This window comes from Lewinella sp. IMCC34183, assembly GCF_003390915.1.
Taxonomy (GTDB): domain Bacteria; phylum Bacteroidota; class Bacteroidia; order Chitinophagales; family Saprospiraceae; genus Neolewinella.
Map to the genome: position 1 here is coordinate 25948 of NZ_QMEM01000002.1, position 26825 is coordinate 52772.

The 26825-nt window shown below is 63.8% G+C and carries 18 protein-coding genes and 1 tRNA gene; 13 read left to right on the forward strand and 6 right to left on the reverse strand.

Annotation, left to right across the window (positions count from 1 at the left end; translation table 11 throughout):
* The first annotated feature begins 279 nt into the window (after positions 1 to 279).
* From DQG19_RS05400 to DQG19_RS05435, 5 genes are all read left to right on the forward strand, one after another.
* Positions 280 to 1734 carry an alpha-amylase family glycosyl hydrolase gene (locus tag DQG19_RS05400; RefSeq protein ID WP_116125228.1) on the forward strand — a complete coding sequence of 485 codons (1455 nt, stop codon included), beginning with the start codon at positions 280 to 282 and terminating at the stop codon, positions 1732 to 1734.
* A 49-nt stretch (positions 1735 to 1783) separates the two neighbouring features.
* Positions 1784 to 2572, forward strand: coding sequence for an SDR family NAD(P)-dependent oxidoreductase (locus DQG19_RS05405; RefSeq protein ID WP_116125229.1), 789 nt, complete (start codon positions 1784 to 1786; stop codon positions 2570 to 2572).
* A gap of 74 nt (positions 2573 to 2646) precedes the next feature.
* Positions 2647 to 3588 carry an NADP-dependent oxidoreductase gene (locus tag DQG19_RS05410; protein ID WP_116125230.1) on the forward strand — a complete coding sequence of 314 codons (942 nt, stop codon included), beginning with the start codon at positions 2647 to 2649 and terminating at the stop codon, positions 3586 to 3588.
* A gap of 785 nt (positions 3589 to 4373) precedes the next feature.
* Complete coding sequence (locus tag DQG19_RS21155) at positions 4374 to 9647, forward strand: thrombospondin type 3 repeat-containing protein (RefSeq protein WP_198661663.1); 5274 nt, start codon at positions 4374 to 4376, stop codon at positions 9645 to 9647.
* A gap of 155 nt (positions 9648 to 9802) precedes the next feature.
* A complete protein-coding gene (locus DQG19_RS05435; protein WP_198661664.1) occupies positions 9803 to 12499 on the forward strand; it encodes a sialate O-acetylesterase in 2697 nt (898 codons plus the stop codon).
* Between the two features lie 10 nt (positions 12500 to 12509).
* Here the strand turns inward: DQG19_RS05435 and DQG19_RS05440 are convergent, their stop codons facing one another.
* Entirely contained in the window at positions 12510 to 15431 is a 2922-nt protein-coding gene (locus DQG19_RS05440) for an FAD-binding and (Fe-S)-binding domain-containing protein (protein WP_116125231.1), read from the reverse strand.
* A 130-nt stretch (positions 15432 to 15561) separates the two neighbouring features.
* On the opposite strand from DQG19_RS05440, the gene DQG19_RS05445 reads away from it, so the two are divergent.
* The 6 genes from DQG19_RS05445 to DQG19_RS05465 all read left to right on the forward strand — a co-directional run bounded on the left by DQG19_RS05445 (position 15562) and on the right by DQG19_RS05465 (position 21229).
* The gene (locus DQG19_RS05445) at positions 15562 to 17499 is read left to right on the forward strand and encodes a peptidylprolyl isomerase (protein WP_198661665.1); all 1938 of its coding nucleotides are present in this window, start codon (positions 15562 to 15564) and stop codon (positions 17497 to 17499) included.
* Positions 17496 to 18350: a hypothetical protein gene (locus tag DQG19_RS05450; protein WP_116125233.1), complete on the forward strand. Its 855-nt coding sequence runs from the start codon at positions 17496 to 17498 to the stop codon at positions 18348 to 18350. The genes DQG19_RS05445 and DQG19_RS05450 overlap by 4 nt, the downstream gene beginning before the upstream one ends.
* A 9-nt stretch (positions 18351 to 18359) precedes the next feature.
* Positions 18360 to 19757: a peptidylprolyl isomerase gene (locus DQG19_RS05455; protein ID WP_116125234.1), complete on the forward strand. Its 1398-nt coding sequence runs from the start codon at positions 18360 to 18362 to the stop codon at positions 19755 to 19757.
* Between the two features lie 124 nt (positions 19758 to 19881).
* Positions 19882 to 20316, forward strand: coding sequence for a DUF2147 domain-containing protein (locus DQG19_RS05460; RefSeq protein ID WP_116125235.1), 435 nt, complete (start codon positions 19882 to 19884; stop codon positions 20314 to 20316).
* A gap of 89 nt (positions 20317 to 20405) precedes the next feature.
* Positions 20406 to 20645: a hypothetical protein gene (locus DQG19_RS20800; protein WP_157974339.1), complete on the forward strand. Its 240-nt coding sequence runs from the start codon at positions 20406 to 20408 to the stop codon at positions 20643 to 20645.
* Positions 20646 to 20719: 74 nt separating this feature from the next.
* On the forward strand, positions 20720 to 21229 hold the full coding sequence (locus DQG19_RS05465) for a DUF937 domain-containing protein (RefSeq protein ID WP_116125236.1): 510 nt from the start codon (positions 20720 to 20722) through the stop codon (positions 21227 to 21229).
* 265 nt (positions 21230 to 21494) lie between these two features.
* Here the strand turns inward: DQG19_RS05465 and DQG19_RS05470 are convergent.
* The 3 genes from DQG19_RS05470 to DQG19_RS05480 all read right to left on the reverse strand — a co-directional run bounded on the left by DQG19_RS05470 (position 21495) and on the right by DQG19_RS05480 (position 23218).
* Positions 21495 to 21568 (reverse strand) — tRNA-Asp (locus DQG19_RS05470).
* 135 nt (positions 21569 to 21703) lie between these two features.
* The gene (locus DQG19_RS05475; protein ID WP_116125237.1) at positions 21704 to 22567 is read right to left on the reverse strand and encodes an energy transducer TonB; all 864 of its coding nucleotides are present in this window, start codon (positions 22565 to 22567) and stop codon (positions 21704 to 21706) included.
* Between the two features lie 99 nt (positions 22568 to 22666).
* The gene (locus tag DQG19_RS05480; protein WP_116125238.1) at positions 22667 to 23218 is read right to left on the reverse strand and encodes a type 1 glutamine amidotransferase domain-containing protein; all 552 of its coding nucleotides are present in this window, start codon (positions 23216 to 23218) and stop codon (positions 22667 to 22669) included.
* A 101-nt stretch (positions 23219 to 23319) separates the two neighbouring features.
* Here DQG19_RS05480 and DQG19_RS05485 point away from each other — a divergent pair, with 101 nt between their 5' ends.
* Entirely contained in the window at positions 23320 to 24783 is a 1464-nt protein-coding gene (locus DQG19_RS05485; protein WP_116125239.1) for an NAD-dependent succinate-semialdehyde dehydrogenase, read from the forward strand.
* 72 nt (positions 24784 to 24855) lie between these two features.
* On the opposite strand, the gene DQG19_RS05490 is transcribed toward DQG19_RS05485, so the two are convergent.
* Positions 24856 to 25065, reverse strand: coding sequence for a hypothetical protein (locus tag DQG19_RS05490; protein ID WP_116125240.1), 210 nt, complete (start codon positions 25063 to 25065; stop codon positions 24856 to 24858).
* A 129-nt stretch (positions 25066 to 25194) separates the two neighbouring features.
* Positions 25195 to 25830: a 7-carboxy-7-deazaguanine synthase gene (queE, locus tag DQG19_RS05495; RefSeq protein WP_116125241.1), complete on the reverse strand. Its 636-nt coding sequence runs from the start codon at positions 25828 to 25830 to the stop codon at positions 25195 to 25197.
* Between the two features lie 204 nt (positions 25831 to 26034).
* Between queE and DQG19_RS05500 the strand changes: the two genes are divergently transcribed.
* Positions 26035 to 26760, forward strand: coding sequence for a class I SAM-dependent methyltransferase (locus DQG19_RS05500; protein WP_116125242.1), 726 nt, complete (start codon positions 26035 to 26037; stop codon positions 26758 to 26760).
* The last annotated feature ends 65 nt before the right edge of the window (positions 26761 to 26825 follow it).

Here is a 26825-nt window from a genome sequence, read left to right on the forward strand (position 1 = left end):
GCCGGGGCGGGAAAAGGTTGTGTGCGTGGCCGCGTGCGTCGCCGGTGGGCTAGTGGCCGGTGCACTGGTGGACCGGCGACTCGTGGACCGGCGGCTAGTGGCCGGTCGACTAGTCGACCGGCCAGTTATCGTACGTACCAACTTCCAAGATTTAACCCACAGTTCACACAGGCAGCAAATTTCACTAAATGAACCTAGCCCTGCGACCGGTCGTTTGCTGCTCACTAATCGATCGAAATGCAATACACTCCCTTTTCAACTCACCTGACGTTACTCCTGATGTTCCTACTCACCGCTACGGCCTGCCAGCCGCGCACGGAGGAGGATACGGACACGGTCGCCAGTGACTCCGCCGAAGTATCCGACCTGGCCGTCGAGCCCCGCATACCCGACTGGCAGAAAGACGCCGTCATCTACGAGGTGAACCTGCGGCACTACACCCCCGAAGGCACCTTTAACGCCTTCGCAGAACACATTCCGCGCCTCGCGGATATGGGCGTCGACCTGCTCTGGTTCATGCCGGTACACCCCGTCAGCGAAAAGAACCGGAAAGGCGAACTCGGCAGTCCCTACGCCGTCGCCGACTATACCGACGTCAACCCCGATTTCGGCACCCTCGCCGACTTCAAGTCCATGATCGACGCGGTACACGCCGCCGGCATGCACGCCATCATCGACTGGGTACCCAACCACTCCGGCTGGGACAATCACTGGATCACCGAGCACCCCGACTTCTACACCAAAAAGGACGGCGAGATCACCGACCCCATCAACCCCGCCACCGGCGAAAGCTGGGGCTGGACCGATGTGGCCGACCTCGACTACGACAACCCCGAACTCCGTGACAGCATGATCGCGGCCATGGAATTCTGGGTGCGGAAGGCAGACATCGACGGCTTCCGCGTCGACGTGGCCCACGGCATCCCCGTCGACTTCATCGAGCAGGCGGCTGACTCCCTCTACGCCATCAAGCCCCTCTTCATGCTGGCCGAGGCCGAAGTGCCGGAAATCGTCAACGACGGCGCCTTCGTCATGGACTACGGCTGGGAAATGCACCACGTGCTGAACGGCATCGCCCGCACCCAGGGCGCCAACCGCGAAGCCGAAACCGACCAGAGCAACATCGCCCGGGAAGCGGACGCAGAAGAAGAGCGCGTCACCGCCCGCGACATCGACCGCGTACTCAACCGCTACGCCGACGAGTACGACCGCGGCTACAAGATGATGTTCACCTCCAACCACGACGAGAATTCCTGGTCGGGTACCGAATTCCAGCGGATGGGTGACGGCCACAAGGCCTTCGCCGTACTCACGGCCACCTTCGCCGGTATGCCCCTGATCTATACCGGGCAGGAATCCGCCGATGACCAGCAGTACGAGTTCTTTACCAAGGACGAGGTCAACTGGGGCGACTACCAGTACACCGACTTTTACAAGACCCTGTTCGACCTCAAGGAACGCAACCGCGCCCTCTGGAACGGGGAGTTCGGCGGCGAGCTGGTTAAGATTCCGACGGGCAAGGATGAGGAAGTCTACGCCTTCACCCGCGAGCGCGACGGCGACCGGGTGGTCGTGGTCATCAACCTGTCTTCCTCCGAGCAGGAGATCATGCTCGCCGGAGACGGCTACGACGGTACCTACACCGAGGTCTTCTCGAAGGACCGCGTCGAGGTGATGCCCAATATGGAACTGGACCTGGGCCCGTGGGAGTACCGGGTGTACTCTAACAAGTAAGCTCCGTCCCGTTTCCTGAACCTAGCTTTTCCGCTCAGGTTACAGGGGCATGGACCTGAAGATCAAAGACCGCAAAGCCCTCATCACCGGCGCCGCCGGTGGTATGGGCGAAGCTACCGCCCGCATCCTTCTCGACGAAGGCGTTACCGTCATCCTTACCGATATCGACGGCGACGGCCTGCAAGCCACCGTCGATCGCCTCGGGAAGGGCGTCAAGACCGTCACGGCCGACCTGACCACCGATGCGGGTGCTCAGGCCGTAGCCGACGCGGCCGGGGATATCGATATCCTCGTACACACTTGTGGCGTCACCGGCGCGAAGGGCGACCCCCTCGACGACGTCAGCCTCGACGACTACCGCGACGCCTACGAAACCGACTTCCTCTCCGGGGTCCGCATGGCAAAGGCCTTCGTGCCCGGCATGCGCAAGCGCGGCTGGGGCCGGGCCGTATACGTCACCTCCGAGAACGTAGCCCAGCCCTACACCGAGGAAGCCGTCTACAACGCCGCAAAAGCCGCCGTTCTGACCTTCGTCAAGGGCATGGCCCAGGAGTACGCCATCGACGGCGTGCTCGTCAATTCCGTGGCGCCCGCCTTCATCGAGACCGGCATGACCGACGGGATGATGGACAAGCGCGCTAAAAAACTGGACGCCAGCAAGGAGGAGGCCATCAGCACCTTCCTCAACGAGAAACGGCCCCACCTGGTCCTCCACCGCCGCGGTAAGGCCGAGGAGGTGGCCGCCGTGATCGCCTTCCTCTGCTCCGAGCTCGCCTCTTTCGTCGTGGGCGTCAACTACCGGGTCGACGGCGGCTCCGTCCAGTCCATCGAAGTCTGATTGCGGCGCGGCCGCAGGTGCAAGGAACTCCCGTTCAATAAAGCTGTTCAGCATACACAGTTATCAAAACCACTATGAAAGCCTATACCCTCCCCACTCCCTCCGGTCCCGAAGGACTCCTCCTGCGCGATATCGCCCGTCCGACCGTCACTCCCGGCAGCCTCATCATCCGGGTACATGCGATCAGCCTCAACCCCGTTGACGTAAAGACCTCCCACGGCAAGGCCATGTACGACAAGCTGCGCCACGACGATCCGCTGATCCTGGGCTGGGACGTGGCCGGTGAGGTCGTGGAAACGGGCAGCAACGTGGAAGGCTTCGCGGTCGGGGACCGGGTGTTCGGTATGATTGATTTTCCGGGTCACGGGCAGGCTTACGCCGAATATGTACGGGCGGACGGTCACCACCTGGCCCACATTCCGGAGAACATCGGGTACGAAGCGGCGGCAGCCACCACCCTGGCCGCCCTCACGGCCTGGCAGAACCTCATCCACCTGGCTAAGATCAAGGAGGGCCAACGGGTACTGATTCACGCCGCCGGCGGGGGCGTGGGCCACTTCGCCGTACAGCTTGCCAAGGAGCGGGGCGCCTACGTCATCGCGACATCCTCGGGCAGCAAACGGGATTTCGTGCTGGGCCTGGGCGCCGATGAGCACATCGACTACAACGAGCACAAATTTGAGGAGGCCATTGAGCCCGTCGACGTAGTGCTCGACTCCCTGGGTCCCGACCACCTGCTGCGGTCGCTCCGGGTAGTCAAATCGGGCGGTCACCTGTTCACGATCGCCGCGGGTATCAGCGACAGCCTGAAGGCGCAGGCCAATGAGCGAAACGTATTGGTAACCCACCACCTCGTCCAGTCCAACGGAGAGGAAATGATCAGCCTGGCCGCGCGGCTGTCCGACGGACGCCTCAAAGCGCACGTTTCCCAAACCTACCCCTTCGACCAGTTGCCCCATGCGCTGACCGATCTGGAGGCCGGAGGTACCCAGGGAAAACGGATCGTGGTGGTGTAGGACTTCCCGTTGTAAACCCCTCGCACCTCCCGCGTAGCAGAAAGGCACGCGCGGATAAATTGCTGACGTACCAGGCTGGCTGCCGGTCGCTCCTGGGGATCAATATCGCCATCCTTTCGATTGATTGGGAATTTTCCGCAAAGTGGTCCCTCTGTGCCGGCCACGGCTGTGAATTCTTCACATACGGTTATCGTCGTTCCATACTACCTGGGCTCCCGTTCATCCCGTTCGCTAGCCTATTGGGGGCCGCGGGCATGGTAGGAATGGCGGCCGGGTAGAGGGAAAATTCACCCCAATTACCGAAGAAAATTGATACTGAGCGTCACATTTCCCCAATACATACAAAAGTATATATATAGAACATATTATTATTCGCTGGCGGCTGAAGATGCTCCGGCCGAGTGTTTCCGGGCCCTGCAGCCCTTCAAAATTGGATTATTGTCCGATCAACTGATTATTTTTCCACTTTTCGTCCCAGCATATCGACACTTCAGCACAAACCGGGAGGTCGGGGTGGATTTTGTCCATGACATTTTCGTACTTGGTGTTCTGACTCGCATACTGTTCTGCCCCTCGCGGTGGTGGCGCGGCCCGGATGTCGTCTTATCGTTCGTCTCTCATCATTCACACTGCGTTTCGCCTATAGGTTGCCAGGATATTGGTCCTGCAGCAATGCGAATTCGTCGTGCCATATCCGGATAAACTGACACTCCGCAATCGTCGCTTTCCCCGTCTCGTGCAGGCAGACACGTATGCATCTATTAACTGTTTCAACTTTAGTAACTATGCATGTTAGTTTACACCATTTAGCCAGCCTCTACCGCGCGTCCGTGCTGACCGTGGTATTGCTGTTTGGCATCGGCTCGGCGGCGGGCGCTACGGGGGATCCTCCCCTCCTCGGCCAGTGGACCTTCGAACCCGGCGTCGAAACAAAAGACCTCAAAGGCAATTTTCCGGACCTCCAGCTGAAGGGTGCCACCATCGTGGATGGCTTCCTCAGCGTGGGTGAGAACAAATACGCGCACTCTACGGGCTACAGTGGCCCCTCGATGCACGAAAAGACGCTCGTGGCCTGGGTCAAACTCGACGACCTCAACGTACGCGGGGGATCGGTACTCACCATCGACAAGTTGCACAGCGACGTATTCGACGGTATCGTATACGGTGAGAAGAACCTGTACGAGTGGATGGCCGGCAGCGAAGGCTTCCACCGCTACGGCGGCACCTCCTACGACGAGCCGCGCGAGCACGAAACCGGTAAAATGGTGCAGATCGCGATCTGCTACCAGCTGGTGCTGGGTTTCCCGAAGGTAGAGATCTGGCGCAACGGCGATAAAGTCGACCGCTACTCGGTTTCCGGCTTTCCTACCTTCTCCGGCAGCGACCTCGAAATCCTCTTCGGACTACGTCATACCCTGGTCGCGGGCGGTCTGCCCAACTCCCCCTGGGTGAAGGCCCACATCGAGGAAGCCCGCATCTACGGCGGCATCATCGACGGGAATGACCTGCTCGACCTGCACCCCTACAAGGTGCTCGACAGCGACAAGGACGGTGTGCCCGACAGCAAGGACAACTGCCCCCACCACCCCAACCCCAATCAGAAGGACAGCGACTACGACGGCAAGGGCGACGCCTGCGACGACGACCGCGACGGCGACGGCGTGCATAACGGCAGCGACAACTGCCCCGACACCAAGAACGCGGACCAGAAGGACAGCGACCACGACGGCATCGGCGACGCCTGCGACGACGACCGCGATAACGACGGCGTAGCCGACGACCGCGATAACTGCCCCGACACCTTTAACCCGGACCAGAAGGACAGCGACGGCGATCACATCGGCGACGCCTGCGACACCGCCGCTCCCCAGGACCGCGATGAAGACGGCACCCCCGACGACCAGGACAACTGCCCCGATACCTACAACCCCGGTCAGCGCGACCTGGACGGTGACGGCATCGGCGACGCCTGCGACAACGACAACGACAACGACGGCGTACCCGACGATAAGGACAACTGTCCCCACCGCCCCAACCCCGATCAGGCCGACCTGGACGGTGACGGTATCGGCGACACCTGCGATACCGACCGCGACGGCGATGGCGTCCGCAACAACGTGGACAACTGCCCCGACACCAAGAACGCCGACCAGAAGGACAGCGACGGTGACGGTAAGGGCGATGCCTGTGACGACCCGGCTCCCCAGGACCGCGACGGCGACGGCATCCCCGACGCCCAGGACAACTGCCCCGATACCCCCAATGCCGACCAGAAAGACACCGACGGTGACGGTAAGGGCGACGCCTGCGACGACCCGGCTCCCCAGGACCGCGACGGTGACGGCATCCCCGACGCCCAGGACAACTGCCCCGACACCAAGAACGCCGACCAGAAGGACAGCGACGGCGACGGCAAGGGCGACGCCTGCGACTACGACGCACCCACCGGCGACGGCTACACCCTCGAAGCCGAATGCGCCCAGCTCGGCACCAACTTCCTGGTCGTCGAGGACGGTGCCGTGAGCAACGGCAAGTACGTCCTGTACCGCGGACCACAGTCCACCAAGACCCCGCCCGCCGACCTGCCCGAGAACCGCATCCGCTTCACGGTCAGCAACGCCGCAGCCGGCAGCTACCACCTCTTCGCCCGCGCTAACGCCAACGACCCCGGTACCGACTCGTACTGGGTGCGCGTCAACGGCGGCAGCTGGACGGCCTGGAACAACTGGCGCACCTACGGACAGTTCACCTGGTTCGAGGTCACCGGTAGCCCCGTCACCCTCAAGGACGGCACCAACATCATCGACTTCGCCTACCGCGAGGACCACACCCGCCTGGATAAGATCTACCTGAGCCTGAGCAGCGTGCTGCCTTCCGGACTGGGCGGATCCGATATTACCTGCGGCCAGACGCCTACCAATCAGGCCCCCACGGCCGTGGCCGATGCCACTCCCCGCAGCGGTGACGCTCCCCTGAGCGTACAGCTCGACGGCAGCGCTTCCTCCGACGCCGACGGCAGCATCGTGACCTACCGCTGGACCTACACCGGCGGCGGAACCGCCAGCGGCGCCCAGCCGACAGTCACCCTGAGCACGCCCGGCACCTACGTCTTCACCCTCACGGTGACCGACGACGACGGCGCTACCGATACCGACCAGGTAACCGTTACGGTCAAGGCTCCGGTAGCCGACCGCGATGGCGACGGCGTAGCCGACGACAAGGACAACTGCCCCGATACCCCCAACGCCGACCAGAAGGACAGCGACGGCGACGGTAAGGGCGATGCCTGCGACAATGACGCGCCCACCGGCGACGGCTACACCCTCGAAGCCGAATGCGCCCAGCTCGGCACCAACTTCCTGATCGTCGAGGACGCCGCCGTGAGCAACGGCAAGTACGTCCTGTATCGCGGACCACAGTCCACCAAGACCCCGCCCGCCGACCTGCCCGAGAACCGCATCCGCTTCACGGTCAGCAACGCCGCAGCCGGCAGCTACCACCTCTTCGCCCGCGCTAACGCCAACGACCCCGGTACCGACTCGTACTGGGTGCGCGTCAACGGCGGCAGCTGGACGGCCTGGAACAACTGGCGCACCTACGGACAGTTCACCTGGTTCGAGGTCACCGGTAGCCCCGTCACCCTCAAGGACGGCACCAACATCATCGACTTCGCGTACCGCGAGGACCACACCCGCCTGGATAAGATCTACCTGAGCCTGAGCAGCGTGCTGCCTTCCGGACTGGGCGGATCCGATATTACCTGCGGCCAGACGCCTACCAATCAGGCCCCCACGGCCGTGGCCGATGCCTCGCCCCGCAGCGGTGACGCTCCCTTGAGCGTGCAGCTCAACGGCAGCGCTTCCTTCGATGCCGACGGCAGCATCGTGACCTACCGCTGGACCTACACCGGCGGCGGAACCGCCAGCGGCGCCCAGCCGACGGTCACCCTGACCACGCCCGGTACCTACGTCTTCACCCTCACGGTGACCGACGACGACGGCGCTACCGACACCGACCAGGTGACCGTAACGGTCAAGGCTCCGGTCGGTGACCGCGACGGCGACGGCATCCCCGACGATAAGGACAACTGCCCCGATACCCCCAACGCCGACCAGAAAGACACGGACGGTGACGGTAAGGGCGACGCCTGTGACGTCGTGGCTCCGCAGGACCGTGATAAAGACGGCATCCCCGACGATAAGGACAACTGCCTCGACGTCTACAATCCTGGCCAGCGCGACCTGGACGGTGACGGCATCGGCGACGCCTGCGACAACGACAACGACAACGACGGTGTACCCGACGACAAGGACAACTGTCCCCACCGCCCCAACGCCGACCAGGCCGACCTGGACGGTGACGGTATCGGCGACACCTGCGATACCGACCGCGACGGCGACGGTGTCCGCAACAACATGGACAATTGCCCCGATACCCCCAACGCCGACCAGAAGGACAGCGACGGCGACGGCATCGGTGATGCCTGCGACAACGATACCGCCAACCTTCCTCCGGTAGCCGTAGCCGACGCCACTCCCCGGAGCGGTGACGCCCCCCTGAGCGTACAGCTCAACGGCATCGCCTCTACCGACGCCGACGGCAGCATCGTGACCTACCGCTGGACCTACACCGGCGGCGGAACCGCCAGCGGCGCCCAACCGACGGTCACCCTGACCACGCCCGGCACCTACGTCTTCACCCTCACGGTGACCGACGACGACGGCGCTACCGACACCGACCAGGTAACCGTTACGGTCAAGGCCCCGGTCACCGACCGCGACGGCGACGGCGTACCCGACGACAAGGACAACTGTCCCGACACTCCCAACGCCGACCAGAAGGACACGGACGGTGACGGTAAGGGCGACGCCTGCGACACCGACGACGACAACGACGGCAGCCCCGACACCGAGGACTGTGCCCCGCTGAACCCCCACGTGTATCCCCACGCCAAGGAGATCTGCGACGGCATCGACAACGACTGCGACGGACAGATAGACGAGAACGATGCACCCATCTTTACCAAGGTTAAGCTCTCGACCTCCTTCATCAAGGTGGGCGTCTCGGTACTGCTCGACGTATTCTACACCGACTACAACGACCAGGACGGCCACAAGGTGGAAGTCGACTGGGGCGACGGTACCAAGGAGTACTGCGACATCGACCAGCTGAAGAACTACGCCTTCCGCTCGCACAAGTACGCCAAGGCCGGTCTCTACCGGATCGTGACCAAGATCGTTGACGTCTGTGGCACCGTAGTCATCGACACCGGCGACCACCAGGTGATGTGTACCGACCCCACCGACAAATACGCGGACGGAAAAGGTACCTTCAAGTCACCCTCCGGTTCGTTGTTCTCGCTACTGAACCTGTTCGGCGATGCGCACTACGACTTCGCCGGCAAATACGCAGCCGACGGGTCCATTGCGGGCCACTTCAACCTGGACCTGAACTGGAGCGACTACCACTTCCGCAGCACCAAGGTCGACTGGATGACCATCAGCGGCGACTACGGCAAGATGAAGGGTTCCGGCAAGGTGAACGGCGCAGGTAACTTTACCTTCGTGATCACCTTCGAGGACAACTTCAGCCTGCTGGGTCTCGGCTTCGATAAGATGCGCGTCCAGCTCTGGGACGAGGATCAGGACCACAAGCTGGTGTACGACAACATCAAAGGTGGATACCTCTTCGGCTTCCTCTGCAACAACATCAGCTTCGGCCACGTCACCATCCATTCGCCCAGCACCGGCTGGTTCAAGACTGCGACCGACCCCGTGGTAGCTCCGGCCGACCTGGGCGCTGCGGATGCGGCTACGCTGACCGTGTACCCCAACCCGGCCCGTCTCTCGACCAGCCTACAGGTGACCGGACTCGCCTCCGACGCTACCGTACGGCTCCACGACCAGGCCGGTCGGGTGATCCTCACCCGGCAACTGCCGGCCGGTGAGCAGCTCATCCGCCTCGACCTGTCCGATCGCAGCATCGCCCCCGGCGTATACCTGCTCTCGGTCACCGCCGGCGATCAGCAACTGACGCACCGACTCTCCGTAGTGCGGTAAACTGCTCCGGCAGTACCGTGCGCCAGCGGGCCAACCCTCCGGGGTTGGCCCGCTTTTTTTGTGCCCGCCAGAGGGACGGTACGCCGCTCCCGAAATCGATTGTGTTGTACCTTGTCGATAGCCTGAGCTACGCCAACCGCTACAATTAACCGATCATGCATCTCTTCTCCCTCCGCCGCCTCATCGCGGCAAGTGCCATGTTGCTACTCTGTTCGCCGCTTCCCGCCCAGGTCCGGTTACCCCGCCTGATCAGTGACGGAATGGTGCTGCAACGGGACCAGGATTTGACGCTCTGGGGATGGGCCTCCCCCGGAGAACGGATCCAGATAGAGGTCGCGGAACAGCGGATTCGGACGCGGGCGGACGAGAACGGCCGCTGGTCAGCCGCCTTACCCGCCCAGCCGGCCGGCGGACCCTTCGAGATGCGGTTATCCGCCTCTAATGAATTGACGGTCAGCAACATCATGTTCGGTGACGTCTGGGTCTGCTCCGGGCAGTCGAATATGACCGTTCCGCTGGAGCGGGTAAAGGAAGTGTACCCGGAGGATATCGCGGCGGCCGATTACCCGGCCATACGTGAGTTTTTCGTCCCCACCATGACCGAGCTGAGCGGTCCCCGCGAGGATTTTCCGGAAGGTAGCTGGCAAAGCGTCACTCCGGAAACCGTCATGCCGATGAGCGCTATCGGCTTCTTCTTCGCGCGCCGGCTCTACGAAACGTACGGCGTACCCATCGGCATCATCAATACCGCGGTGGGCGGCACGCCGATCGAGGCCTGGACGAGCGCCGAGGGGCTGCGGGAATTCCCGGAGCTGGAACGGACCATCGAACGGAACCGCGATACGGCCTTCATTCGCTCGGTAACCGGGGGTGGCCGCGCCCAGCGCCCTTCCGGTCCCCCGCCGGTCACCGACGAGGGCTTGCGTAATGAGTGGTATTCCCCCGATTACAGCCCCCAGGGGTGGCAAACCATCAACATCCCCGGGTACTGGGAAGATCAGGGCATAAGCGACCTCAACGGATCGGTCTGGTACCGGCGGGAAGTGGACATCCCCGCCGCCTGGGCCGGGCAGGAACTCAAACTCTTCATGGGCCGCATCGTCGATGCCGACGTGATGTACGTCAACGGCCAGGAAATTGGTAACATCACCTACCAGTACCCGCCGCGCCGCTACACCGTACCGGCGGGGCTGCTCAAGGCGGGCAAGAACCTGTTCGTCGTCCGCGTCATGAACTACGGCGGCAAGGGCGGCTTCGTGCCGGACAAACCGTATGTGCTCACCGACGGGCGGGACAGCCTGGACCTCAAAGGCACCTGGGAGTATAAGGTCGGGGAGGTCTTCGCTCCCCGCTCGTGGGGCGGTGGCGGTGGCGGCTTTGCCTTCTCGGCCCAGAACCAGCCTGCGGCACTCTATAATGCCATGATGGCCCCGATCACCTCCTTCGGCGTCCGGGGATTCACCTGGTACCAGGGCGAATCGAACGTCGGCCGCGCCCAGGACTACTACGACTACCTCCCCGCCCTGATCACCGACTGGCGGGCGCAGTTCGGGCAGGGCGAGCTCCCGTTCCTGACCGTGCAACTCGCCAATTTCCAGGACGCTACCTACCTCCCCGTCGAGAGCCAGTGGGCCGTCCTCCGCGATGCCCAGTTGCAGTCGCTGGCCCTGCCGAATACCGGCGTAGCGGTCACCACCGATATCGGGGAGTGGAACGACATCCACCCCCTCAACAAGCTGGACGTGGCGGAGCGGCTGGCCCTGGAGGCCCGGCACGTGGCCTACGGGGAAGACACGCTCACCTACTCCGGGCCGCGCTACCGGTCCGCTATCGTAGCGGGCGACTCCGTGCGGATCCGGTTCGACCAGACCGGTGCGGGGCTGACCACGACCGACGGCCTCGCGCCGCAGTACTTCGCCATCGCCGGCTACGACCGCCGCTACACCTGGGCAAAGGCCAGGATCGAGGGAGACGAAGTAGTGGTCTGGAGTGAGGAAGTTTCCGATCCCCGCTTCGTCCGCTACGCCTGGGCCGACAACCCCGTCGGGGCCAACCTGACCAACGAGACGGGCATACCTGCCTCTCCCTTCCAGACCGACTCGACCGCCCTCCACCGCAATGATCTCTGGCGGGGGAAGGCGGCCGCCGTGGTATTGACCTACGACGACGCCATCGTACAGCACCTCGACAATGCCCTGCCGGTACTCGACAGCCTTAACCTCAAGGGCACCTTCTACCTGACCGCCGGATTCCCCGGGGCCCGGGAACACATCGATGCGTGGCGCCGCGCGGCCCGCAATGGCCACGAGCTGGGTAACCATACCGTCTATCACCCCTGCGACGCCACCCCGCCGGGGCGGGAGTGGGTAGCTGCCGACCAGGACCTCAGCCAGTACACTACCGAACAGTTACTTAGCGAGATCGACCTGACCAACGCCTTCCTGGAGGCCATTGACGGACAAACGGAACGCACCTTCGCGTACACCTGCGGCGACACCGCCACGGCCGACGGCAGCTTCAAGGAGGACCTTTACGACCGCTTTACCGCCGCCCGCGGTACCACGGCCGGCCTGGAGCACCCCGCCACGGCGGACCTTTACAACCTGAAGTCATACGTGGTCAGCGGACAACGCGCGGAAGAGCTTATCGCGTGGGTAGAGAACGCCCGCCGGGAGAACGCCCTGATCACTTTCCTCTTCCACGGCGTGGGGGGCGGCAATGGGCTCAACGTCGCGAACGAGGAGCACCGGAAGTTCCTGGAATACCTCTACCGCAACCAGGATGATCTTTGGGTAACCACCGCCCGGGAAGCGGCGAAACAACTACGGGAGCACGGCGGACCGGTCAAGTAACCGCCAAGGCCTACGCTCCTGCTTCGTAGCTGGACCACAGCACCTCGGCCGGATGCCAGGCCCGCTCGTCTAGTCCGTCCTTCACCGTGTGCCGGCAACTCGTGCCGGCGGCCACGATGTCAACGCCCGGCCGGCGGTCGCGCACCTTGGAGAAGAGCGACTGCTCGGCGATCGTTCGGCTCAGCTCGTAGTGCTCCGCCTCGTAGCCGAAGCTGCCGGCCATGCCGCAGCAGCCGCTGTCGAGCAGGGTGACCGTAAAGTGCTGCGGCAGACTCAGGACGGCGGCGCACTTGTGGGCTTCCCCCAGGGCTTTCTCGTGGCAGTGGACGTGCACCACCAGTTCGCGGCGGGCATCGCCGAAATCGGCGGCACCGATCCGGCCCAGGGCGTGCTCGCGGTAGAGCCACTCGTCGAAGGTAAAGCAATGAGTGCCCAGCGCGACGGCCGCTTCCTCCTCCTCGTCGCGCAGCAGCAGCGGGTATTCGTCGCGGAAGCCGAGGATCGCCGACGGCTCCAGTCCCACCAGGGGCGCCTCCTCCCCTACCCGGTCGCGGAAGGCGGCGACGTTTTGCCGGGCGAAGGCGCGGGCCTCGTTCAGCAACCCCTTACTCAAGTGGGCGCGGCCACTGCTACCGTGCTCGGGCCACTCGACATCGTAGCCCAGCTTCCACCAGAGCCGGAGGGCCGCCTCGCCCACCGCGACGTCCTGGTAGTTGATGAATTCGTCGCCGAAGAAGTACAACTTGCCCCGCCGGCCCGCCGTGCGGGGCCGCTCGCGGCGGTAGAACGCCCGCAGCGACCGCCCGGGGAAGCGCGGCAGCGACCGCTCCTCGGCAATCCCCGCTACCCGTTTTACGAGGGGGCCGGCCAGGTCCAGCAGGGCGTTGGCCACGCCGGGCACCTTGCCGCCGAGGCGGTAGAGGGTTTCGTTGGCAGCCACCAGGCGGGTGCGGAGGTCGGGCTTCTCGGCCTGTCGTTTCTGGTGGAGGTACTCCGCCCGCAGGTGGCTCATGTTGACGGTGCTCGGACACTCGCTGTGGCAGGCCTTGCAACTGATGCACAGCTCCATGGCCTCGGCCAGGGCCGGGTGGGCGAAGGGGTCCTCGTTCTGGTTGCGGGTCAGGACTTCGCGCAGCACGTTGGCGCGGCCGCGGGTACTGTCCTTCTCTTTCAGGGTAGCCCGGAAGCTCGGGCACATCGCCCCGCCCGTGAGCTTGCGGCAGTCGCCCGAGCCGTTGCACTTTTCGGCGGCCCGGAGGATGCCGCCCTCCGCCCCGAAGTCGAGGGTGGTAACGTACTGTGCCGTCGTTTGGTCGGCGGCGTAGCGCAGCTCCTCATTCATGGGGGGCGCCTCTACGATCTTGCCGGGATTGAGCAGGAATTCGGGATCCCAGGCGCGCTTGAGGTCCACGAGCAGCTGATAGACTTCCGGACCGAGCATGTCGGACAGGAACTGCCCCCGGACCCGCCCGTCGCCGTGCTCGCCGCTGAGGCTGCCGCGGTATTTCTTGACGAGGCGGGCCACGTCGCGGGTGATGTCGTGGAAGCGCCGGCGGTCGTCCGACTGCTTGAGGTCGAGGATCGGCCGCAGGTGCAGCTCCCCTGCGCCGGCGTGGGCGTAGTAGACCGGGTTCTGGTGGTAGGTCTCCATCAGCTGGCTGAACTCGGCGATGTAGTCGGCCAGATCGGGCAGCGCCACGGCGGTATCCTCGATGCAGGCGACGGCCTTGGCGTCGCCGACCATGTTGCCAAGGATCCCGAGGCCGGCCGAGCGCAGGGCCCACACCTTCTCCGTATTCTCCTGGGCGGCGAGCGCGGGTGCGGCGTAGGCGGGCTCGGGCAGCGATCCGGGCCGGGTAAGGCGGTCGCCGAGGGCATTGGCCAACTTCAGGGCCTCCCCGTCGGTGGCGGCGCGGTACTCGACCAGGAGGAGCCCGCGGGGGTTACCAGATACGAAGGCGGCGTTCTTGCGCTGGTCGTGGTTGCGCAGGGCGAGGTTGAGGATGGTATCGTCCATCAGCTCGCACATGAAGGGCTCGGTCTCCATGGCCAGCTGGGTAGCCCGCAGGGCGGCGTCGATGGTGCGGAAGTGCAGGGCCACCACCGCCGAGCCGGCGGGCGGCAGGGGCAGGATGCGGACCTTGAGGCGGGTGGTCACGGCCAGGGTGCCTTCCGATCCGGCCAGCAGGGTACACAGGTTGGCGGGGGGGCCGTCGGGGGTGTAGGGAGCCTGTCGCGCCAGCAGGTCCAGGGCGTAACCGTTGTTGCGGCGGGTGACGGCCTCGGCGGGATAGGCCGCCGCGATGCGGGCACGGGTGTCGGGATCCCGAAGCGTTCGGTCCAGAAACCGCTGGACTTCGCCGAGACGGGAATCCCCCGGCACCTGCGCGCCGCCGCCGATGTCGTGCACGCTGCCGTCGGCCAGGACTACACGGGCCTCGAGTACGTGATCGCGGGTACTGCCCACCGTAATGCTGGTGCTGCCGCAGCTGTTGTTGCCGAACATGCCGCCCAGCGTACACCGGTTGGCCGTGCTGGTATTGGGCCCGAACCAGCGGCCGAAGGGGCGCAGCAGGGCATTGAGCTGGTCGCGCACGACTCCCGGTTCCACGATGGCGTAGCCCGCCCGGGGGTCGATCTCGAGGATGCGGCGCAGGTGGCGGCTCACGTCGAGCACCAGCCCGTTGCCCACGGCCTGTCCGGCCAGGCTCGTGCCCCCGGCGCGTGGGGTCAGCGGGATACCGTGGGTCCGGCAGAAGTCGACGCAGGCTACGATGTCCTCCTCGGTGCGCGGGCAGGCGACGGCGCGCGGAAGCTCGCGGTATACGCTGGCGTCGGTGGCGTAGAGGATGCGGTGCAGGTCGTCGGTTTCCAGCTCGCCGGTAAGTCGGGCGGCGAGTTCGGACCAGGGCGGGGGGGTTGGGGCGGGCATGGGACGAATGTACGGCACCCGACCGGCCGGTGAGGTCGGGGGGCTATCACAATAAGGATGGGTATAAAGGGGTTACTTTTGCGGCCCGACCGGGCCAGGAGTTAAACGCTGGAAGACACAAATGCCAAGCATGACTAAGCTTATTCTCGGACTCGCCTGCGCGCTGTCCCTTTCTTTCCCGTTGGTTGCCCAGCAGGACGACGACGTGCTGTTTACGGTCGACGGGGCCCCCGTAACGGTGGGCGAATTTCGGTACATCTATTCCAAGACCAACAGCGGGGAGGCGGATTTCAGCCGCGCCAGCGTCATGGAGTACCTGGACCTCTACGAGCGCTTCAAACTCAAGGTGGCGCGGGCGAACGAGATGGGGCTGGACACCGTGACCGCCCTACAGAACGAGCTGGAGGGCTACCGCCGCCAGCTGGCCAACAACTACCTCGTCGACCGGGAAGTGACCGACAAGCTGGTCGAGGACCTCTACGCGCGGCAGCAACGCGATGTGGAGTTCAGCCACATCCTGCTTACGCTGCCGTCCGGCGACCCGGCCGATACGCTGGCCGTATACCGCCGCGCCCGGGAACTTCGGGACGAGGTGACCGCGGAGAACTTCGCCGAGCAGGCCCGCACGTACAGCGAGGATGCCTACAGCAAGGACCGCGGCGGGCGTATCGGCTACGTGAGCGCCCCCCTGCCGCGCGGCATGTACCGCCTGGAGGAGGCCCTCTACGGCGCCGAAGACGGTGCCGTGGTCGGCCCGGTGCGCACGCCCGCCGGCTACCACATTGCTCTCCGGCACGGCAGCCGGCCCGCCTACGGGGAGGTAGAGATCGCCCACATACTGATCCGTAAGGGCGACAACGTGGAAACCGCCGCGGCCCGCGCCCGGGCCGAGGCCGCCCGGCAGGCCCTGACCGACGGAGCCTCCTTCGAGGACGTGGCCGCGGAATACAGCGAGGACGACGAGACGCGGCAGCAGGGAGGCTACATCGGGTTCTTCGGGATCAACCGCTACAACAAGGACTTCGAGCGGGCGGCCTTCGCCCTGGAGCGCGACGGCGCCATCAGCGACGTGATCGAAAGCCCCGTCGGCTTTCACGTTCTCAAGCGCATTTCCCGGCGCGGCATGCAACCCCTGGAACAGCAGCGTCCTCTCTTGGAGGCGGCCGTGCGCAACGACGTCCGCTACGCCGACGCGCAGCGGGCGCTGCTGCAACGCCTGGCTAAGGAATACGGAACCAAAAAGATGCAAGCGAACTACGCCGACTTCGTGGCCGGACTCGACTCCACCTTCTTCCTCCTCGACACCGACCTGGCGCCGGCGGGGGACGACAAGGTGCTGTTGCAGGTCGGTGACCGGGAGCTCCGGGCATCCGACTTCGCGAACTACCTCACCCGCAACGCCCGCCTGCGCGCCAGCCTGGAGCGCCGCTACGAGGCCGACGGTGCCGCGGACCTCCTCTTCGAGAGCTGGACCGACGAACAGGTACAAGCCTACGCCGAGGCCCAGCTGGAGAAGCAGTTCCCGGAATTCCGGGCCCTGATGCGCGAGTACCGCGAAGGCATTCTGCTGTTCGAGGCAACCAAACTCGAGGTGTGGGACAAGGCCGGCGAGGACTCCACGGGCCTGCAGGCCTTCTTCGACGCCCACCGCGACGACTACCGATTCGGGCCCCAGGCCCACGTACTGACCTTCACCGTAACCGGCGACGGGCCCGCCCCCGCCGAGGTGCTCAGCTACGCCCGGACCCACGATCCCGAAGCGACCGCCGACCACTTCGCGGGCACCGGGGTAGCCGTGGGCGAAGAGCGCTACGAGGAAGACCGGCTCCCCGACGGCCTCACCATGGAGGCCGGCAGCGCCACCGCGCCGACAGTGACCGCCGGCAGTACCACCTTCCAGTTGGTCGCCGACGTGGAACCGGCCCGCCGCAAGGAGCTCGCCGAAGCCCGCGGCTACGTGATCGCCGACTACCAGGACCAGCTCGAACGCGAGTGGGTAGAGGCACTGCGGCGCAAGTTCGCGGTGAAGCGCAATCAGAAAGTACTGGCCAAACTCATCGAATCTTGAAGCTATTCTGGTGTATAGCCGCCACCGCCCTGACCGGCGCCTTGGCCTGCGGACAACCGGAGCCGGAAAACCCGGACGACCCAGTACTGGCCCGGGTGCACCAGCGCGAGCTGCGCCTGTCGGAAATGGAGGGTATGTTCCCGGAGAACGCGTCGCCCGCGGATAGCGCCGTCATCATCGAGGCCTTCGCCAACCGGTGGGCCCGCGACGCCATCCTGCTGTGGGAAAGCGAGCAGAACACGCCCAGCGACCTCAACCTCGACCGCCTCGTACGCGACTACCGCGCCAGCCTGGTCCGCAGCAGCTACGAGGAACAGCTGGTGAGTACCAAACTCGACAGCACGATCAGCCAGGCGGAATTACAGACCTTTTACGATGCCAACAAAAACCAGTACCAACTAGAGAAGCCGATCGTACGTTGTCTTTTCGTGCGGGTGCCCTACCCCACCCCGGCGGAGGAAGCGCTGCAGGCGCTCTGGAACAACGGCAAACCCCAGGACACCTCCGCCCTGCGGGTGTACGCGGGTAAGTACGCCGAGGTGGCCCTGCTCAACGATTCGGCCTGGTACAGCCTCGACGAGATCGCCCAGCAGCTGCCCGAAGGCACCCTGACGGCCGACAATGTGAACTCCAAGCGGGAGTTCAGTCAGCTCGACGGGACGCACCGGTATTACTTTCGCCTTTTCGAACTGAAGCCCCGCATGGAAATCGCTCCGCTTAGCTACGTCGAAAACCAGGCGCGCCGGGCCATTTTGCACGGCCGCAAGCGGGACGTGCTGGAGCGAACGCGGGAGGAGATCTTCGAGAAGGAACTCCGCCGCGACAACATTCAATTTTTTACCAACCGTTAAACGGCAACCATGAACAACATCCTCGCCCTACTGCTGTGCCTCTTCAGCGCCAGCGCTTTCGCCCAGCAGGGCGCCGTGATCGACGAGGTGATCGCCCGCGTGGGCAGCGAGTACATCCTGCTCTCCGACCTCGAAGAGCAGTACGCCCTCGCCGTATCCCAGAATAACGCCGCCCTCCCCCCCGAAGCCCGCTGCGCCATGCTCGACCAGGCGCTCGTCGGTAAGTTGCTGTACAACCAGTCCAAACTGGACAGTATAGAAGTGGGTGACGCGGAGGTAGAGCAGCAGCTCAACGCCCGGATCGACCGCATCCTCAGCTACATGGGCGGCGACATCAACCAGTTCGAAGACTACTACGGACAGAGCATCACGGCGACCAAGGAGCAATTCCGCGAGGACCTGCGCGAGCAACTCGCCGTGGACCGCATGCGCGCCTCGGTAGTCAGCGAGGTCAAGGTGACGCCCGCCGAGGTGAAAAACTTCTTCGCCGCCATCCCGCGCGACAGCCTGCCGTATTTCAACTCCGAGGTGGAGGTCGGGGAGCTGGTGGTACACCCCACGGCAAACGACAGCACGAAATCCGCCGTCGTAGCCCGGCTGGAGGCCCTGCGGCAGCAGATCATTGACGGCACCATCACCTTCGAGGAGGCCGCCCGGCAGAACAGTACCGACGGCAGCGCCCGCGGCGGTGGCGACCTCGGCTGGACCAAGCGCGGCAAATTCGTGGCCGAGTTCGAAGCGGCCGCCTATAACCTCGACCCCGAGGAGATCAGCGGCGTGGTGGAGACCGAGTTCGGCTACCACCTGATCAAGCTGGTAGGCCGGCGCGGTAACTCGATCCGCGTCAGCCACATCCTGCTGCAGCCCGAAATTACCGAGGCCGACATGGAAAAGTCGCGCAGCTTCCTCGATAGCATCGCGCACCTGATCCGGGTGGACACCTTCGACTTCAGCTACGCCGTCAAGCGCTTCGGTTACGACAAAGTGCAGAGTTACAACAACGACGGCCGCATGTCGAACCCCGCCAGCGGCAACACCTTTTTCGAGATCGGCGACCTCGATCCCGATGTATATTTCGCCATCGACGAGCTGCCCGTCGACTCCATCAGCGAGGTCATGGAGTTCCGCAGCCCTACCCGCGAGCCCCTGCTTCGGGTGGTACAGCTACAGTCGCGCACCTCCCCCCACCGGGCTACGCTGAGCCAGGATTACGCCAAGATCCAGGACGCCACCCGCAATGCGAAACAGCAGGAATCTTTGAGCGACTGGATAGAGAGCAAGGTGGGCACTACCTTCATCAAGATCGACGAACGCTATACGGCGTGCCCGCAGGTGCAAAGTTGGCTGGAGGACAGCCGCAAGATTACGGTAGGTAACCGTGAGGGAAAGATCGTTACCGGGAGGTAAGCGGTTTCCCCCCGACAGGTGAGTGTGGTACGGCGGTCCGGGACGCTTTTTTCAGGTATAATTAAGAAAATACCTTAACGCAACACCATGGGGACCCCATGGACCGTTATATCCCCAACAAGCGATGAAGTACCTATTCTTCACCCTGAGTTTTCTGCTGCTTAGCCCGCTTTTCGCGCAGCTTGACAGCCCCGTCGGACGCTGGAAGACCATCGACGACGAGAGCGGGGAGACCCAGAGCGTAGTAGAGATATACGCCAAACGAGGCGGCTATTACGGTAAAATCGCGCAGATTCTTTCCGGCAACGTTACGGCCGTTTGCGAGTTATGCGAAGGCAACAAGAAAAATAAACCTATTCTGGGGCTCGAGATTATCGAAGGGCTCCGGGCCAACGACAGTGACGACCACGCGTGGGAGGGGGGAACAATCCTCGATCCGCGCAAGGGTTCCTCTTACCGACTTGAAGTATGGTACGAGGACGGCAACCCCGACGTACTCTACGTTCGGGGGAAACACTGGACAGGATTGTATAGGACACAGGAATGGATTAGGGAATAAATCCCTACTTTTAGACGTCCCCGGTACCACGTTCTGTGGCCGGCCGGCGTCTCGCTTTTACACTTTTGAATAACACAAACACTCTTTCCATGAAGCAATCTTTTACACAAGAAGACTTAGTCGCTTACGTTTATGGTGAAGCGACCGGTGAGCAGGTGCGCGCCACCGAAGCCGCCCTGGCTGCGGATCCCGCACTCGTCACCGAACTCACCCGCCTGGTCGAAGCCCAGGCCAACCTGCCCAAGGTGCGGTTCAGCCCGCGTCGTCGGATCATCGAAAAGATCCTCAACTACGCCCGGACCGAGCCCGCACCGCAGCTCTGCTACTAAACCAGACACCAACGAGAAGCACTACCCCCCGGGTGGTGCTTCTTTTTTTATGCCAATTTTTAAAATATCCTGATATGCTAGCCTCCATTATCGACGCCGTAAAGGGAGAACTCGTCTCCTCACTTTCCCAGCGCACCGGCCTGGACGCCGGGCAGGCCGAACAAACCGTACCCCTGGCGCGGGAATCCGTGACCGAGGGCGTCACCGAAGCCGCAGCCGGCGGTAATCTCGGCGGTATTCTGGACATGCTCCGTGGAGCCACGGGCGGTACCTCGTCGGGTAGCCTCGTAGAGAATACCGTATACCGGAGCATCGCCGGCAAGCTGATCGGCAAACTGACCGAACGGCTCAACCTTCCGGCCAGTGTAGCCGACAAGGTGGCCTCCGTAGCCCTCCCGATCATCCTCGGCAAACTGGCCGGAAAGACCCGCGAGGCGGGCGACACGGACGAGATCGACCAGGGCAGCCTGATTTCCACCCTCGGCCTCCACCCCAGCGAACTGCTCGGCGGACTGACCAAGGGCATGTTCGGCGGCGGAGAAGGCAAGAAGGGCGGCGGCAGCCTCGGCGACTTGTTCAAGTAGGTAGGGCAGCCCTACCGGCGCATAGCGCAGCAGCAACCCCCCAAGCGTTCATTCAGATCGGCAACCTGCCTCCGAGCGGGATGATGATCTGCTACCTCCACCACCGTAAGTACGATGCTGCCTCCGGCAGCGCGGTTCGATGCGCTCTCCGAGCGCGCGCCATATAGAGAGAAGGCTCCCACCCCAACCTCGCCAATCAGCGACCAGGCCGGTCAACCAGCCTACCCCAAACGCAAAAGGGCCTCCCAAACTGGGAGACCCTTTGCGGTCTGGACGGGACTCGAACCCGCGACCTCCGCCGTGACAGGGCGGCATTCTAACCAACTGAACTACCAAACCTTGGTGCAGCTAAGCAGCTTCCTGCTCGATTGCGACGGCAAATATACAGTCATCCGCCGCGAAGCTGCAAGCTATCGGGACAAAAATTTGCTTTTCTTCCCCCGTGCAACGGCTAGGCAGTTGGGAGTCAGAAGCTTAGTCCAGCTTAAACTTTACGGGTAAGTTGAAGATGACCCGCACCGGACGCCCGGCCTGGAGACCGGGCGTGAACTTCCGCCCGGAGGCGTTGATTTCCCGGATCGCCCGCAGTGACGCCTCGGTACAGCCGGCGGGTACCTCCCGCACGGCCTCGATACCGGAAACGGAACCGTCCTTTTCGACGATGAAGCGGATGACCACCGTGCCCTCGACCCGGTTCTCGCGGGCCAGGGCCGGGTACTTCACCCGCTGCTGCACGAAGCTCAGCAGCGCCCGGTCGGAGCACGCCTTGCGCTCGGCACCGGAGAGCTGGGGACAGTCTTCCCCGAAGACCGGCATGCGCTCTACGAACGGCAGGGCATCGTCGATGACGGGGGGCGGGGGCGCGGGCGGTGGCGGCGGGGGCGCCGGCCGCTCGGAGCGCTGTAGAATCCGGGGCTCCTCGAAGTGGACCGGCTCCTCTTCGGTGACCGACCGGTCCTGCTGCTGCACGGCGGGGGCCTGGTCGTCGGGGACGGGCTCAATGACCGGCGGGGGTGGCGGCGGCGGTGGGGGCGGTGGGTCCCGGCGGGTGATCGGGATTTCCTGCATGATCTCGTCGAGTAAGACAGGCCCCGGCGCGTAGACCGTGGCGGCGCCGTACTCGGTCCAGTTGATGGTCAGAAAGGCCAGGAGGAGCGCCGCGCAGAGGGAATACCGGTGGATGGCTGGGGAATCACGAAGGACGTCCCGTGCCGCACCGGCGGTAGCCGGACGGGCGTGCAGGTGCCGCCGTAGGAGGAACACCGCGCAGGCCGTGAGCAGGCACAACCCACCGATGGCCAGCACCACCGTGGTGCCGCTGAAGGTAAAGGATAACATGGGTAAAAATTGAAAGGGGTTGGAGCGTGCGCCGGCTACGCAGGATAGCCGACAGATGCACGCTCCAACCCCTTTCGGTGGTCGGTGATCAAAAAATCCCTAGCTCATGGCTACGGCATTCTTGGCAAAGATCTCGATCATCTTCTTGTTGAAGGCGGGGATATCGTCGGGGTTCCGGCTCGAAACGAGCTTACCGTCGACGACTACTTCCTCATCCTTCACGTTAGCTCCGGCGTTGGCCAGGTCGGGACGGACCGAGACGTAGCCCGTCATGGTACGGCCCTTCACGAGGTCGGCGTTGATGAGGGTCTGTCCACCGTGGCAGATGACCGCTACCGGCTTGTCGGCCTTAAAGAATTCCTTTACGAAGGCCAGGGCCTTTTCATTGATGCGCAGGTCGTCGGGGCTCAGTACACCACCCGGCAGGAGCAGGGCATCGTAGTCGGAGGCCTTCGCGCTGTCGAGCGTGATGTCCACCTTGTGCTCATCACCCCAGTCGGTCATATCCCATGCCTTGATGGAGCCCGACTGCGGGCTTACGAGATGCACGGTGGCACCGGCATCTTCCAGGGCCTTACGGGGTTTGGTGTATTCCACCTCTTCGAATCCGGTGGTGGCTAGTGCGGCTACTTTTATATTGTCGAGTTGCATAATTAATGTGTTTTGTTTGTTAATCTGATACTCATATTACGAAACGCGGGGGCCGGATGTTCGGAATTCACCGAAGGTCACCCCGCTGAAATTACCCTGCCATGACCCTCCGGGAACCCCGTATTTTGCAAGACCGTGCCTATGTCAACGGCGAGTGGATCGCGGCCGACGACGACGCCACCTTTCCCGTCCGCAACCCCTACACGGGCGCGGTGATCGCCTCGGTGCCCGACCTGGGCGCCGCGGCCGCCGAACGTGCCGTCGCCGCCGCGGCGGCGGCCTTTCCCGCGTGGCGGGACCGGACGGCCGGCGAGCGCGCCACCATTATGCGGAAGTGGTTCGACCTGCTGCTCGCCCACCAGGACGACCTGGCGGCCCTGATGACCGCCGAACAGGGTAAGCCGCTGACGGAATCCCGCGGTGAGGTTGCCTACGGAGCCTCCTTCATCGAGTGGTTCGCGGAGGAGGGGCGGCGCGCCTACGGCGACGTGATCCCCACCCACCGCAGCGGTACCCGCATCCTGGCCATCCGGCAACCGGTGGGGGTGGTGGCCGCCATCACGCCCTGGAACTTCCCCATCGCCATGATCACCCGCAAGGTCGCCCCGGCGCTGGCCGTCGGGTGCACGGTGGTGGTCAAACCGGCGGAGGACACCCCGCTCTGTGCACTGGCACTCGCTTACCTGGCCCAGGAGGCCGGCATACCGCCGGGCGTCCTCAACGTCGTCACGACCAACCGCCCCGCGGAAGTAGGCGGGGTGCTTACGCACGACCCGCGGATCCGCAAACTGAGCTTCACCGGCAGCACGCCCACGGGGAAGGAACTGATGAAGCAGGCGTCCGGAACGCTCAAGCGCCTGTCGCTCGAGCTGGGCGGCAACGCCCCCTTCATCGTCTTCGACGACGCGGAGGTGGAGGGCGCGGTCGCGGGTGCAATGGCCAGCAAGTACCGCAACGGGGGGCAGACCTGCGTGTGTGCCAACCGCATCTTCGTGCAGGCGGGTATCTACGATAAATTCGTCGCGGCCTTCTCGCGGGCCATCGCGGAGCTGCGGGTGGGCGACGGCGCGGCGTCGGGTACCGATATCGGCCCCCTGATCAATACGGCAGCGCTCGAAAAGGTGGAGCGCATGGTGCAGGACGCCGTGGACAAGGGAGCCGAACTGGCCCTGGGCGGCCGGCGGTCGCCGGCGGGGGAGCTGATCTACGAACCGACCCTGCTGCTCGGCGCGGACGCCTCCATGGACATCGCCCATGAAGAGGTATTCGGTCCGGTGGCCCCGGTCTTCCGCTTCACGACGGAGGAGGAAGTGATCGCCCAGGCCAACGACACCCCCTACGGACTGGCCGCCTACTTTTACGGGCGCGACCACGCCCGCATCTGGCGCGTGGCCGAGGCCCTGGAGTACGGCATGGTCGGCATCAATACCGGGATGATCTCCACGGCCGTGGCCCCCTTCGGCGGGGTGAAGGAGAGCGGCTTCGGCCGGGAGGGCTCCCGCTACGGGATCGAGGACTTCCTGACCATCAAGTACCTGTGCTGGGACGGTATCGGCGCGCCCTGACCCGCCGTAAACGAGCCGCGCCACGTCCTCAGGAGAGAACGTGGCGCGGCAGATAAAAAAGGGCGTGGGTTTCTAGGAACGTCCGGGCGCGAAGTGGTTACAGCCGAAGCTGGCTTCGGTCAGGAATTCAGCACCGGTCGGTGCGCTCTGGTTCTGCAGCACGGGCAGGACGTACTTCATGCCGCTTTCGCTGAGCACTTCACACTCGCCGAAGTTCTCGCGGTTCTGAACGGCGGGGGCTTCATGTTCCCAGTGGTTACAGTTCTTGCAGGTGGCTTCCATATCAGTTGTCTTTTTGGTTATGAGCAAATTACACTGATAAAAGCTAATCCAGCCAACAATTGTTCGGCTAAACCACTGATACACCGTTGTTTGTAAACAGACTAAATAAGCGCGCCCGGTCCCCCTGCCCTACTCAATATTCATGATCTTGTGGGTCTGCAGGCTGATCCGCCAGCGGGGGTTGCGCATGCAGTAGGCCACGGTGGCCGGCGTGTGGTCCTGTCCCGCTTCGTCCTTCGGCTGCAGGAAGAAATGCTCGAAGGCCAGGTGGGTGAAGTTATCGGGCTGGGCTTCCGGCTCGGCCTGCGGGAAGACCAGCTTCAGCTCATCGCCGCCCGCAACCACGAGGGGAGCATTGGCCTTGGGGCTCACGCAGACCCAGTCGATTTGCTCCGGGACGGGCACGGTACCGTTGGTCTCCACCGCTACCTCGAATCCGGCGGCCTGCAGGCCTTCGATCAGGGGCCCGTCGAGCTGGAGCAGCGGCTCCCCACCGGTGCAGACCACGTAGGGCCGGCCACCCCCCGGCCAGAGCGACCGGACGAGTTCGACGCATTGCACCTGCGTATAGCGCCCCCCGTTCGTGCCGTCGGTGCCGATGAAGTCGGTATCGCAGAATTTGCAGACGGCGGCGTGGCGGTCCTCCTCGCGGCCGCTCCACAGGTTGCAGCCGGTGAAGCGCAGGAATACCGCCGCACGGCCCGCCTGCGCGCCCTCGCCCTGCAGGGTATAGAAACACTCCTTGATCTTATAGCTCCGTGGCATGGGGAGTAGACAAGCGGGGCGCGTGGGGGGTTGAAAGGCCGGCGGGAAACCACCGCTTACGTAGCACCGGGAGGAATATCCCTTCGTATGCGTAGATCGCACTCCGCTGGCGGGCGCACCGGCCGGTACGCCGAATGCCCCTTGGCAACGGAAAAGGCGAAAACCATTACCGCTCCTTTCGCTTTTCCTGAGAAACCTACGCCCGTGTCCCTCCGACTACTTCCCCTGCTGGTCTATCTGACCATATGTACCAGCTGCGCCGCCCAACCGGACCAATCGCCCGAAGCAGGAAGCGCCACCTATACCTTCAAGGCCCCTTCCCCGAACGGTACCGGCAAGTACTACCTGGGCCGGGAGATCAGCTACGTGATGGGGCACCTCGCCGCCGACTGGCTGGAGCGGCCGGAGCGGGAAGAGGAGGAAAACGTCAGTCAGGCCATCGAAAACATGGACATCCAAGCCGACGAGCGGATCGCCGACATCGGGGCCGGCTCCGGTTACTATACCTTCAGGATGGCGCGTAAGGTCCCGCGCGGAAAGGTCTTTGCCGTGGACATCCAACCCGAGATGCTGGACCTCATGCAGCAGCGAATCGAAGGGGAAGGCATCAAAAACGTGGAACTGATCCGGGGCAGCGAAACCAGTCCCAAGCTGGAGGCCAACTCCGTCGACCTCGTCACGATGGTCGACGTGTACCACGAGCTGTCCCACCCCCGGGAGACCATGCAGAACATAGTGAGTGCCCTGCGGCCCGGTGGCCGCTTCGTCTTGCTGGAATACCGCATGGAAGACCCCACGGTGCCCATCAAACAATTGCACAAAATGTCGGAGGAGCAGGCCGTGCGGGAGATGGAGTCCGTCGGCCTACGGCTGCGGGAGAATATTGGTAACCTTCCCTGGCAGCACTGTATGGTGTTTGTGAAGGAGTAGATGCGTTGCCCGGGGAGCATACCATACATGCCTACCGATGGCTGTAAGCAGGGCGGTCTTTCGGA

Excerpts from the sequence above, each read along its gene's own strand:
- DQG19_RS05475 (WP_116125237.1), bottom strand. The coding sequence starts at position 22,567 with ATGTTATCCTTTACCTTCAGCGGCACCACGGTGGTGCTGGCCATCGGT.
- DQG19_RS05455 (WP_116125234.1), top strand. The coding sequence starts at position 18,360 with ATGAACAACATCCTCGCCCTACTGCTGTGCCTCTTCAGCGCCAGCGCT.
- DQG19_RS05465 (WP_116125236.1), top strand. The coding sequence starts at position 20,720 with ATGCTAGCCTCCATTATCGACGCCGTAAAGGGAGAACTCGTCTCCTCA.
- DQG19_RS05460 (WP_116125235.1), top strand. The coding sequence starts at position 19,882 with ATGAAGTACCTATTCTTCACCCTGAGTTTTCTGCTGCTTAGCCCGCTT.
- DQG19_RS05440 (WP_116125231.1), bottom strand. The coding sequence starts at position 15,431 with ATGCCCGCCCCAACCCCCCCGCCCTGGTCCGAACTCGCCGCCCGACTT.
- DQG19_RS05405 (WP_116125229.1), top strand. The coding sequence starts at position 1,784 with ATGGACCTGAAGATCAAAGACCGCAAAGCCCTCATCACCGGCGCCGCC.
- DQG19_RS21155 (WP_198661663.1), top strand. The coding sequence starts at position 4,374 with ATGCATGTTAGTTTACACCATTTAGCCAGCCTCTACCGCGCGTCCGTG.
- queE (WP_116125241.1), bottom strand. The coding sequence starts at position 25,830 with ATGCCACGGAGCTATAAGATCAAGGAGTGTTTCTATACCCTGCAGGGC.
- DQG19_RS05480 (WP_116125238.1), bottom strand. The coding sequence starts at position 23,218 with ATGCAACTCGACAATATAAAAGTAGCCGCACTAGCCACCACCGGATTC.
- DQG19_RS05400 (WP_116125228.1), top strand. The coding sequence starts at position 280 with ATGTTCCTACTCACCGCTACGGCCTGCCAGCCGCGCACGGAGGAGGAT.
- DQG19_RS05485 (WP_116125239.1), top strand. The coding sequence starts at position 23,320 with ATGACCCTCCGGGAACCCCGTATTTTGCAAGACCGTGCCTATGTCAAC.
- DQG19_RS05445 (WP_198661665.1), top strand. The coding sequence starts at position 15,562 with ATGACTAAGCTTATTCTCGGACTCGCCTGCGCGCTGTCCCTTTCTTTC.
- DQG19_RS05410 (WP_116125230.1), top strand. The coding sequence starts at position 2,647 with ATGAAAGCCTATACCCTCCCCACTCCCTCCGGTCCCGAAGGACTCCTC.
- DQG19_RS05490 (WP_116125240.1), bottom strand. The coding sequence starts at position 25,065 with ATGGAAGCCACCTGCAAGAACTGTAACCACTGGGAACATGAAGCCCCC.
- DQG19_RS05435 (WP_198661664.1), top strand. The coding sequence starts at position 9,803 with ATGCATCTCTTCTCCCTCCGCCGCCTCATCGCGGCAAGTGCCATGTTG.
- DQG19_RS20800 (WP_157974339.1), top strand. The coding sequence starts at position 20,406 with ATGAAGCAATCTTTTACACAAGAAGACTTAGTCGCTTACGTTTATGGT.